The 12229-nt window shown below is 33.8% G+C and carries 7 protein-coding genes; 3 read left to right on the plus strand and 4 right to left on the minus strand.

Annotated elements, in window-relative coordinates; translation table 11 throughout:
• Nucleotides 1-8 precede the first annotated feature (8 nt).
• From ACXAFS_RS01135 to hemH, 3 genes are read right to left on the minus strand one after another with little or no spacing between them, the layout of a single operon-like run.
• On the minus strand, nt 9-3095 hold the full coding sequence (locus ACXAFS_RS01135) for a WD40/YVTN/BNR-like repeat-containing protein (protein WP_475304740.1): 3087 nt from the start codon (nt 3093-3095) through the stop codon (nt 9-11).
• A gap of 49 nt (nt 3096-3144) precedes the next feature.
• Complete coding sequence (locus ACXAFS_RS01140; protein ID WP_475304741.1) at nt 3145-4497, minus strand: MATE family efflux transporter; 1353 nt, start codon at nt 4495-4497, stop codon at nt 3145-3147.
• A gap of 3 nt (nt 4498-4500) precedes the next feature.
• Nucleotides 4501-5538, minus strand: coding sequence for a ferrochelatase (gene hemH / locus ACXAFS_RS01145; RefSeq protein WP_475304742.1), 1038 nt, complete (start codon nt 5536-5538; stop codon nt 4501-4503).
• Nucleotides 5539-5763: 225 nt separating this feature from the next.
• Here hemH and ACXAFS_RS01150 point away from each other — a divergent pair, with 225 nt between their 5' ends.
• Both ACXAFS_RS01150 and ACXAFS_RS01155 read left to right on the plus strand, forming a co-directional pair.
• A complete protein-coding gene (locus tag ACXAFS_RS01150) occupies nt 5764-9282 on the plus strand; it encodes a TraB/GumN family protein (RefSeq protein ID WP_475304744.1) in 3519 nt (1172 codons plus the stop codon).
• Nucleotides 9272-9772, plus strand: a complete 501-nt coding sequence (locus ACXAFS_RS01155) for a hypothetical protein (RefSeq protein ID WP_475304745.1) — start codon at nt 9272-9274, stop codon at nt 9770-9772. The genes ACXAFS_RS01150 and ACXAFS_RS01155 overlap by 11 nt, the downstream gene beginning before the upstream one ends.
• A 13-nt stretch (nt 9773-9785) precedes the next feature.
• On the opposite strand, the gene ACXAFS_RS01160 is transcribed toward ACXAFS_RS01155, so the two are convergent.
• Entirely contained in the window at nt 9786-10685 is a 900-nt protein-coding gene (locus tag ACXAFS_RS01160) for a helix-turn-helix domain-containing protein (protein WP_475304747.1), read from the minus strand.
• Between the two features lie 200 nt (nt 10686-10885).
• Here ACXAFS_RS01160 and hemA point away from each other — a divergent pair, with 200 nt between their 5' ends.
• Complete coding sequence (gene hemA, locus ACXAFS_RS01165; protein WP_475304748.1) at nt 10886-12145, plus strand: glutamyl-tRNA reductase; 1260 nt, start codon at nt 10886-10888, stop codon at nt 12143-12145.
• Nucleotides 12146-12229 lie beyond the last annotated feature (84 nt).

A 12229-nucleotide genomic window follows, 5' to 3' on the forward strand; every position in this document is an offset into this window, starting at 1 on the left:
ATTTAGACTTAATCCTCAACAAACAAATAATTCAACTGTTTAGAATTAAAGGCTGCATTGAATGCTTTCACCTCATCATTAAGAATTGAGTTAAACTGTGACAATTGCGTTTCAATTTTTGAAACAAGTTCATTTTTAACAGCAACGTCCTGATCGGTTGGCGCAAAATCTCCCATGCTTACCAAAGCATTGAGATGCCCTAATTTATTAGTCAACTTAATTGGAAAATTCAAAGGATCTTGACCGCTTCTGTTTTTAGTTTGATATAATTCCTTTTCAATGTTTGAAAGTTGCTCTTCTAAAGCTTTGGCTTTTTCCACCAGATCTTTCACATTCTCATCGTCTTTATATTGCTTTTGAAATGCACTTAACTGGCCATTAATATTTCTTATTTTTTTGATAGACTTATGCGCTTTATCCATAGTTTCGTTAACATCTTTTACAAACTGAAACTGTTTTTCCATATCAGCAAGCGTGCTTTCTGCCCTTGGATCTGCAAGAATTGTAAATGGTTTTGATTGCTCATTTCCATTGACATTTAAACTCACTTTATAGTTACCAGGAATTGCTCTTGGTCCTTCTAAACTTGCCCACCACAATATCATACCTGGTAAACGTTCTGCTCCATCATAAGTCATATCCCAAACAAACTGATTTGCTCCATTTTCAACTTTAAGTATATTTTTTTTGTCTTTAGTTGAAAATGTTTTAATAGTGTCTCCTTCTGTATCGAAATAGGTTAGAGACACCTTGTCGTCTTCCTTATAATCTTTTAAATTGAAATATGTGATAACACCATTTGGATGATTAGCACCAGAAGTTAAACTACCACTTCTTCCTCCACCTCGCACTCTGTAAGTGTCTTTTGGTTGAAACAAGACAGTTTTGCTTAAATCTGCATCGTATAATTGATGAATTACGGTTAAATCATCAATCATCCAAAGACTTCTACCTTGAGTCGCAACAATTAAATTATTGTCTTTTATCGTTAAATCGGTTATTGGCACAATTGGTAAATTCAATTGAAATGGCTTCCAGTCTTTACCATCGTTAAACGAAATATACATTCCTGTTTCGGTGCCTGCATACAGTAAACCTTTACGTTTTGGATCTTCTCTTAAAACTCTGGTGAAATGCTCTCCGTTAATACCATTTGTTATTTTTTTCCAGGTTTTTCCGTAGTCAGTGGTTTTATACAAATAAGGTGCAAAATCACCTGTTTTATATTTTGTACCAGCGACATAGCAAGTACCTTCATCAAAAGCACTTGGCTCTATACTATTAATCATCATCCAATTTGGCATTCCTTTAGGTGTGACGTTATCCCAGGTTTTACCACCATCTTTAGTAACGTGAATTAAACCATCGTCACTACCAACCCAAAGCAAACCTTCTTTTAAAGGAGATTCGTTCGCTGCAAATATTGTACAATAGTATTCTACAGAGGTATTATCTTGAGTAATCGGTCCGCCTGAAGATTTTAATTTTTCCGGATCGTTTCGAGTTAAATCTGGACTAACAATTTCCCATGATTGTCCTTCATTTTCGGTAACGTGAACATGCTGAGAAAAGGTGTACAATCGGTTTGGATTATGCTTAGAAAACATAATTGGGAAATTCCATTGAAAACGATACTTCATGCCTTCTGCACCATGACCCATAGGATTGTCTGGCCAAACATTGATTGCTCTTACTGTTCCTGTTTTATGATTCACTCTTGTTAAGAAGCCATCATAACTTCCTCCATAAACAATATCGTTGTCCTCAGGATCTACAGCAATATGTGCTGATTCTCCTCCTGCAGTACTTTCCCAATCGTCTTCAGTAATTGAATATCCATCTGTTCTATGCGGAATTCTTATAGTAGAATTATCCTGTTGTGCCACATATATACGATAAGGAAATGCATTATCTGTAGTTACTCTATAAAACTGTGATGTTGGTTGATTGTGATAGGTACTCCAAGTCTCTCCGCCATCGTATGTCACTTGTGCACCTCCATCGTCACCAATAATCATTCGATTTGGATTTTCTGGTGCAATCCATAGATCGTGATGATCTCCATGTGGTGCGTTGTAGGTATTGAAATTCTTTCCGCCATCAGTACTTTTATGGTAGCGCACATTAAGTACATAAACCGTATTTACATCTTTGGTATCTGCATAAACTCTGGTGTAATACCAAGCGCGCTGACGTAATTTTCTTTCGCTATTTACTTGTGTCCATGTTTCACCACCATCGTCACTTCTGTATAAACCTCCTTGGTCTTTATTTTCAACAATTGCCCAAAGACGTTGATTATTTATTGGCGATACTGTTATACCAATGATACCCAAAGTGCCTTCAGGAAAACCTTTATTAACCGATATTTCGGTCCAGGTTTCACCACTGTCTGTACTTTTCCACAAAGCAGAACCTTCACCACCAGAACTTAAACTGTAAGGTGTTCGTTGTACACGCCAAGTTGAAGCATACAAAATCCTAGGGTTTGTAGGATCCATTATTAGATCTACAACACCAGCATGTTCGTTAGAAAATAAGGTCTTTTTCCAAGTTTTTCCACCATCTGTGCTTTTGTAAACACCTCGTTCTTGTGTTGGTTTATAGATGTTACCCAATACACCAGCATAAACAATATTATGATCGGTAGGATGAATTGCAATACGTGGTACGTGCCTACTTTGAGGTAAACCAGATGCTTGCCATGTTTTACCAGCATCAACGCTTTTCCAAATACCATAACCTGAAGATACATTTCCTCTGACGGTTTTTTCACCACCACCAACGTAAATAACATTTGGGTCGCTTTTAGAAACAGCTATGGCTCCAATGCTTCCTCCAAAATATCCGTCTGATATGTTTTCCCAGGCACGACCTCCGCTTGTAGTTTTCCAAATACCTCCACCAGTAGCTCCAAAATAATATAAGTTAGGTTGATTTGGCACTCCTGTAACAGCAGCACTTCTTCCACCTCTAAAGGGTCCGAGCAATCTGTATTCTAAGGCTCCATAATCGGATTCTTGAAAGTCTTGTGATTGTAGATCTAAGCTAAAACATGCTATTAAAACAGCTAACAAATAAGATGAAAATCGCATAAAAATTAGTAGTTGGTTAAAGAACACTAAAATTACGGATTTAAAATTATTATACTTCCTTCGGTATTAACTTTAACTTTACTTCTCTATGCAAAAAATAAACGGTAACAATGGTTGCTAAAACATCTGAAATAGGAAAGGACATCCAAACACCAAGTTCACCATAGAATCTTGGTAGAATAAAAATCAAAGGGATAAAGAAAATTCCTTGACGAAGCAGTGTGAGCAATAAAGCTGGTACAGCCTTACCTATAGCCTGAAAATACGCTGCTCCTATTAATTGAATACCAATAATTGGTGTTGCCGCAAACACCCATCGCATGGCTGGTGGAGTTTCTTTTAATACTTCTGTATCCTGTGTGAAAAGCCTAGTAATAGCATCTGGAAAAAGCATTAAAAAAACAAAAATAACAGCAGCTAATAAAACACCATACTTTATCGCAGTCATTATAGATTCTCTAACGCGTTTGTAGTGTTCTGCCCCATAATTAAAACCTGCTATAGGCAAAAACCCTTGTGTTATTCCATAAACTGGGAACAATGCAAACATGAGCATTCTTCCAACAATGGCGTATGCTGTTACAGAAGTTTCACCTCCTAAATTGAATAAAATATTGTTCATTAATAAGTAAGTGATACTTACAATAGCTTGCCTTGCCAAGGTTACAAAACCCAAACCACCTATCTCTTTAATGATTGGAAAATTCAATTTATAAAAACACTCAGTAATTTTTAATTCTGAATTATTGGATAAAAAATACCAAACAATAAAACCCAAACATAGCATGTATGAGCCTGTTGTCGCCCAAGCTGCACCATGCATACCGTAACCTAATATTTTTATAAAAATGTAATCTAAAATAAGATTGCCAACAGAGGGAATCATCATGGCATACATTGCAAATTTTGGTTTTCCTTCTGCACGAATTACGGTATTTCCCATCATGCACAAGGCCAAAAATGGCACGCCATAAAGAACAATAACATAATAGATTTTTGCAGGATCAAAAATTTCTCCCTTACCACCAAACGCTGGTATTATAGAATCTACAAAAAACAACCCTGGAACAACAAATGAAATCGTAAATAAGAGCGTTAAGGTTATTTGATTGCCAAATGTAGTTAGTGCCTTTTCTCTGTTATTTGCACCTAGTGCTCTAGAAATAATTGAAGAACCACCAATACCAATAGCCATACCTAAAGCCGCAATAAAAAACGACACTGGCAATACCACATTTATCGCAGCAATAGCATTAGGCCCAATCCAATTACCAACAAAAATAGTATCTACAAGAATGTTGAGCGACATTACCAAAATACCTATAGAGGCTGGTACAGCTTGTTTTACAAGCAATTTACCTATTGGTTGACTACCTAAATCTTGTGAGGATACTTTAGCCATTTATTACACCGCTAAAGTTTCAGAGGTTGCCCATTCTTCAATCATATTAGTTAATACTTGTGCAAAATCATCTCTATCGTTCAGACAGGGAATTACCGTAAACTCCTTTCCTCCTACTTCGTGGAAGATTTCCTCACCTTCCATGGCAATTTCTTCTAAAGTTTCTAAACAGTCACTAACAAAGGCTGGAGTTACAATGGCCATTTTTTTAACACCTTCTTTTCCCATTCTTTCTATGGTTCTGTCAGTATATGGTTTTAACCACGGATCGAAACCTAATCTAGATTGAAAGGTTGTAGAGTATGTTCCATTTTTAAGTTTTAATTTTTTAGCAACATTTACAGTGGTAATTTCACATTGATGACGGTAACAAAACTCATGTTGAGGACTTCCCATTTTAAAACAACATTTACCATTCATTTTGCAATTACCATTGGTTATATCACTTTTTCTTATGTGACGCTCTGGCACACCATGATAACTAAATAAAATGTGCTCGTAATTTAAACCGTCTAGCTTTTCGGCAATGCTTTGTGCTAGAACCTCTTTGTAATCTTCTCTGTGATAAAATGCAGGAGTTCTAGTTATTTTTAATTGCGGAAAGTGCTCTGCAACCAACTCATCTACTTTTACATCAATCGTTTCTGTAGTTGCCATGGCGAACTGAGGATATAATGGGATTGTCTTTACTTCTGTACAACCTTTATCAACCAGTTCTTGCAGTCCTTTTTTAATACTCATGCTTCCGTAGCGCATGGCCAAAGCAACAGGATAATCTACCTTATTCTGCACCTTTTCCTGAAGTCTTTCGGACAACACAATCAATGGCGAACCTTCTTCCCACCAAATTTTTTGATATGCTTTGGCCGAAGCCTTTGGTCTGGTGTTTAAGATGATTCCTTTTACCAATAATGTACGTGCCCAAAGGGGAAGATCTATTACGCGTTCATCCATTAAGAATTCATCCAAATATTTCTTTACGTCTTTTGGATTAGGGCTATCTGGCGAACCTAAATTAACTAGTAAAACTCCTTTTTTCATATTCATTTTTTCTTATAACAAAAATACAACCCTTTCGTAATAGAATAAAATCACTAGTATTAGTTTTATTTATAATGCTATGTTAAATACTGTTTTTACTTTTTTTGAGTTGTTATATTTAACAAGTAATAACCATGATTTTAGTTTTTAAACGAGTTTTAGTGATTGAGCATGGCTATTTCAATGATTTAAATATCTTTACAAGTCCTGATTATAAAGTACAAAATGAAAAAAATTCTTACAGCCCTAATATTTACAATTTCAATAACAGCTTTTTCTCAACAACAATATCAAAGTCTGCTTTGGGAGATTTCTGGTAACGGATTAGAAAAAACCTCATACTTATATGGCACCATGCATGTAAGCAAAAAAGTGGCTTTTAGGTTAGATGATGTGTTCTACAAAGCGCTTAATGAGAGTGAATGTGTTGCATTAGAATCTGACCCTATCACATGGCCAGGTTTTAACTACGACATGATGATTGATGAAATGGCCTTTTACAACAACTATAGACAAGGCTTTTACACCAATCTTTTTAAGCTTACTCATCCTGAAGAAATGGCTGTTAGAGCTTCGGTTAGGATGGATAATGGCGCTGTCAATGCTTATTTGTATAGAAAAAGTAATGCTGCAGATAATTTTGAAGAAGAAACTTATCTAGACATGTTTATCTATCAGGCAGGAAAGAAAAACGGTAAAGAAATTTACGGTCTAGAAGATTTGGCTGAGTCTCGTTACTTAACTACCAAGGCGGCTTATAACGCAAACAAAAAAGATATAGATCCTTGGTTACAAAAACTATACGCTAAAGAGAATCCTTATCTCATACAAGAAAATCTTTATCGCGACAGAAATTTGGATCTTTTGGACTCTATTGGTGCTGGTTCTAATACAGAGTTTTACAGAGAAAATATGCTCTTTATTAGAAACGAGAACATGGTAAACTCATTGGTGGATTTAATGCCTAAAAAATCTGTATTTGCTGGCGTTGGCGCAGCACATTTACCAGGTGAAAAGGGAATGATTAATATGCTTCGTGAAAGAGGTTATACTGTTAAAGCTTTAATATCTGAGCAAACTGATTTTAGTAAAACCGAAAAAACAAAACTAGATAGCCTTTTTATAGAACCTATTCTAACAAAGCACATTACACCAGACGGTTTTTTAAGCTTAAATACTTACGACGAATTACGCGAATTCTCTTATGGAGGACAGAAGTATTATTTAGATCCAGATATGACAAATGGTGCTTATTTAACAGTAAACAGAATTAGTCGTTTCACTTATTTGCCAAACGAAAAAGAGAACATGACACTTAAGGAAATAGATGATTTATTGTATGAAGATATACCTGGTGATATTGTAAAGAAAGAAGAATTAAAAGAACCTTATCCTGGACTAAGCATCGTTAATAAGACTAAAAAAGGTGAATTTCAGAAATACCATATTTACCAAACACCTCTTGAGATAATCATTATCAAATATGCAGGTCGAAGTGATTTTGTGCTTAAGCATGAAGCCAAAATATTTAACTCAATAGATATTAAAACACCTACAGATTCTATAATAACGTTTGTGTCTCCTGCTAAAAAGTTTCAAGTTAAGTTTCCTGAATATTACGTTACAAGTAACATGGCTAATAAAGGAAAAAAGTTATTAGAAGGTTATAAAGATGATGCTTACTATTTTGTTGAAGAATCCACACTTCATGACTTAAGCTATATCGAAGAAGACAGTTTTGAAGCTAAGTATTTCCATCATGCGCTTTATTTAAATTATAAACTTGAAGAAGCTGAAGGTGGATTCAAAAGAGGTGATTATAAAACTTATGAGTCTCGTGCTGTTTTAGACTCAACATCTGGCAAAAATTTACACTTAAAGACAATTGTAAAAGATGGTAGCTACTACCTTTTAGGCTATGTTGGCACTAATACTGATGACAAAACTGAATTTTTTAAATCTTTTAAATTCAATAAAACAGATTATTCAGGATTTGAGAAATTGGTAGACACTTCACTTCATTTTACGGTAAACACCAATGCCAAATCTCCGTTACCAAATCCTTATGGTTATGGATACTATGGTTCTGATAAAGACGATAAAGATTATGAAGAAAAAACAAAGTCTACCACCTACTCTACAAAAGCCAATGAGCAAATAGAAATTACCAGAACCAAATTTCATGACTTACAAATGTTTCATAACATTGATAGTCTTTGGAAAGATGTAGATCGAAAAGCCAATGGAGCTACTCGTTATTACACACCAAAAAAGAAATTTAGAATTTTCAATAGGTCTAAGTCCAATAAAGATGGTATCTACTCCTACACATTTAATTACACAGATAGTAATAGTGCCAAGCAAGTAATGGTAAAGAATATTCTTAAGGAAGGTGTACTTTTTGAGTTAAAAACATTAATAGATTCTATTAGCGGACCCTCTAAATTTATAACTGAATTTTACGATTCCTTTACACCAATAGATACCTTAATGGGTAAAGACGTACTTAAAGATAAAACCCGTCAATTTTTTGAAGCACTAAAAGAAAACGACAGTATAATTTTAGAATCTTACGACCTTGTTAAGTTCAAAAAATACAATAGTAGAGATATTGTTTCTGTATTAAAAGATTTTGAATTCGATAAAGAACGTTTAAATATAAAGTCGCACTTAGTAGGTCAACTTGTAGAGATAGATCTTAAAAACAATCTAGACTTCATAAAACAATTTTACTACGACAGTTACTCAGATCCACAAACTCAGTCTGCGATATTAGAAGGTTTATTTGACACCAAGAAGAAAGAGAACTTTGAGTTGGCTATGGATTTAATGGAACGCGATTTACCACTTGGAGGTATTGGCAGTATTTTTTATAGCTACGCAAAGAAAGATTCTTTAGAACTAAAAGCCGATTTGTTTCCTGAAATTTTACAGTACAGCACTATTAGCGAATACAAGGAAGCACTTTACGGTTTGTTGGCTCGTGTTAAAGATTCTGGTTTAGTCAAAACAAAAGATTACAAAAAATATAAAAACCAGATAATAAATGACGGTAAGATTGAAGTAAAACGCAGTCTAAGTAACAGTGGTTATGGTTACTACTCAGACGATTTATCAACTTACGTTAATTTAATTTTTCCTTATCGAAATGAACGTACTGCCAAAGACTTTTTTGAAAAAATGCTCAACGTAGATGATACCTCAGCACTAACAAGGTATTATGTGCTATTGGCTAAAAACAAAGAAAAAATCCCGAGCGAATTAAAAGAGAAGTTGATAGAGGATGAAGAAAATCAATACAAACTTTTAGAAGAACTGGACGAGGCCAAGCTCTTTAATTCGATAAAGTCACTTAATATTAGTCAGCAACAATTTGCAAAATCTAAACTGTTAGGTAATGCAGATTATGAGAAAGAAAAGGATTCGCTTGTCTTTTTATTGAAACACGATTTTAAAACTGATAAAGGCAATAAAGATGCTGTAATGTACTTCTTTAAAATAGATAAAGATGATGACTACTCTGGTAAGTCCGAAGTACTACATTATATCTCTTTTATAAAACCAAAAGACGGTAAAAAACTCGTTGTAGATTATTATGATATAAGTAATAGTTATGGCACCACAGTTGATGAAACCAAAGAACTAGAAGAACAATACGAAGAAATCATTAACCTTGCGATTTACAAAGACCGAAAACGCGTAACACCAACCTCGCGTGGTTATAATGGGTATTATGATTATTAGGTTTAATAAGAAAAACTTCGTCTTTGCTAGTCTTTTTTTACTAGTAAACGGACTTGGTTTTTCTCAAAACTTAGATAGCTTACAATTAAAAAAGTTTCAGAAACAAATAGACTCTATTGAAATTTCTTCTGATGATTTCAATAAAATAAAACAGCATTTCAATTCTAATAATAAAGCACTAAAATTAATTTCTGAAAACTCAGCCAAAGGGATTAAAAGTCATATAGAACTACTTGAAATTTTAGAACTATCATATGATGAAGCTAAAGTTAAGTATGGAGAAAAGAACTTAAAAACTCTGATTTTATCTTATCAAAAATCCAACGAGATACTTGAAAAATTCAGAAAGTTAGACTCAAGCTTTCAAGCTAAAAATGATAGTCTAAAGTTGAATCAAAATTCTACTTCTAAAAAAATAGAGTTTAGTGATGAGCTCAAAAAAGAGCTTGAAAACTATAAAAAACAATTAGATAGTTTAAAGAAAAACTAAAATTACTACTACCTTAACCAGAAGCCGTAATATACTTCTTAGGCGTCGTTCCAAATTTCTTTTTAAACGCTGCAATAAAATGGCTTGCTGTACTGTAACCTACCTTTAGCCCAACCTCATTAACGTTATGGTCGCCAGACTCTAAAAGTTTGCGAGCCACCTCCATTTTATAGTCTAGTAAAAAACCATAGACCGTATCACCATAAATTTGCTTAAAACCTTCTTTTAGTTTTTTGAGGCTTAATCCAATAGTTTCTGATAACTCTTGTAAAGTTGGAGGTTCAGCCATATTGGCTATAATAATATCTTTTGCTTTTTTAAGTTTTGCCACATTAACCTCATCGACTAAAAATGGACATTGCTCAACATCTGCATCTTTATTTCTATTAAAATACAAACTCAAAAGCTCATAAACCTTTCCTTTGAAATACAGCGGTTTTATCGTTTGGTTAAGATTAAAACTTATCATTTGGTTTAATACTACAGCCATAGATGGATTGATATTTCCGTCTGTATAGTACTTTTTGTTTTTATTCTCATCTGATAAAAAGGTAACGTAGTTAGCATCTTGAGAAAACAAACTATGAAACTTTTTTATAGACATTACAAAAGATACCAACCAAGAATGTGGCTGCATTTCTAAATAAATTGGTAAATCGCGTTGCGGATTATAGAGCAGTAAAGATGTTTCCTCTTTAATATTTAGTGTATACGTTCCGTTATTAAACACAAAATTAGCTGAACCTTTAGTGCAAAAGTGAAATTGTATATATGTGCTATCAATCTCACGTTCAAGAATTTCAACAATATCGTTTTCATTCTTGTGCGTTAATACAAAAAAGCCATCTTCAATAAAAGTTTCTTCAAAAGTACCTATAGCGACACTTTTTGAAGCTGTATTTTCCAATTTCATTTTCTTGTTATTTAGATTTGTTCTAAACAAAGAGCTAAAAAACCCTTGATTTTACTATAAAAATATGACAAAAATCATGTTTTTTGAAAAAATAACCCTAAAAAACCAGAAACGACACTTTAAGTTCTTTTAGCGTTATTTTTTTTGTAGCATCAAACATAAATTTGCTCTGTTAATTTCCAAGTCAGGTAAACGAGCGAATGCAACAACACAAAAACACATACTTTTATGCCATTGGTCTCAGCTATCAAAAAGCTGATGCCGAAGTGCGTGGTCATTTTAGCCTAAGTGATACTGCTAAACAAAACCTATTAGCGGAAGCTAAGCAAAATGGGATAGAAAGTCTTATTGTAATTTCTACATGTAACCGAACAGAATTATACGGTTTCGCAGAACATCCATATCAACTTATACATCTACTTTGTGAAAACACCAAAGGTACTGTAGAAGAGTTTCAAGATGTGGCTTATGTACACAAAGGTAAAACCGCTATACATCATATGTTTAGAGTTGGCTCTGGTTTAGACAGTCAAATCTTAGGTGATTTTGAAATTATAAGCCAACTAAAATTTGCAGCAAGAGCTTCAAAGAAAGAAGGCTTATTAAATTCTTTTACTGAGCGTCTTGTAAACTCTGTAATTCAGGCAAGCAAACGCATCAAGAACGAAACCGAATTATCCTCTGGTGCAACATCAGTATCTTTTGCTTCTGTTCAGTATATTATGAACAATGTAGAACATATTTCAGAAAAAAACATTCTACTTTTTGGTACTGGTAAAATAGGGCGAAACACTTGCGAAAACTTAGTGAAGCACACTAAAAACCCGCATATTACCCTTATTAATAGAACAAAAACTAAAGCTGAAGAAGTCGCAGGGAAATTCAATCTTATTGTAAAAGATTACGAAAACCTTGAAACCGAAATTAACAATTCTGATATTGTAATTGTTGCTACAGGAGCACAGAATCCAACGGTTTTTAAAAATCTAATTACCACAGAAAAACCATTATTAGTTTTAGATTTATCTATACCAAAAAATGTAAACGAAGATATAAATGAGTTAAAAAATGTATCTTTAGTACATATGGATGATTTGGCTAAAATTACAGATGACACTCTAGAAAAGCGCAAAACATTTATACCAAAAGCCGAAGCTATAATAGAGGAAATTATGGCCGATTTTAATACTTGGCTAAACACCTTAAAGTTTGTACCTACAATCCAAGCCTTAAAACACAAACTTACCGATTTCAAAAATTCGGAATTAAACACACAACGTAAAAAATTAGCCGATTTTAACGAAGATCAAGCAGAACTGATTACCAACAATATTATTCAAAAAATAACTAATCAGTTTGCGCACCACTTTAGAGAAGACAACGATACGTCTGATGAGAGTTTAGAACTCATCAAAAAAATATTTCAGCTAGAAGAAACTTCACAGAATGAACTCACTTAGACTTTTTGAATTGAAGCGAAAATTAGATATTTTTTGTTCTTTTGAAAGCTTTTTTGAGTTGCATAGCCTTAGCTACGGAAGAAA

This window comes from Winogradskyella sp. ABM4_392 (assembly GCF_056160445.1).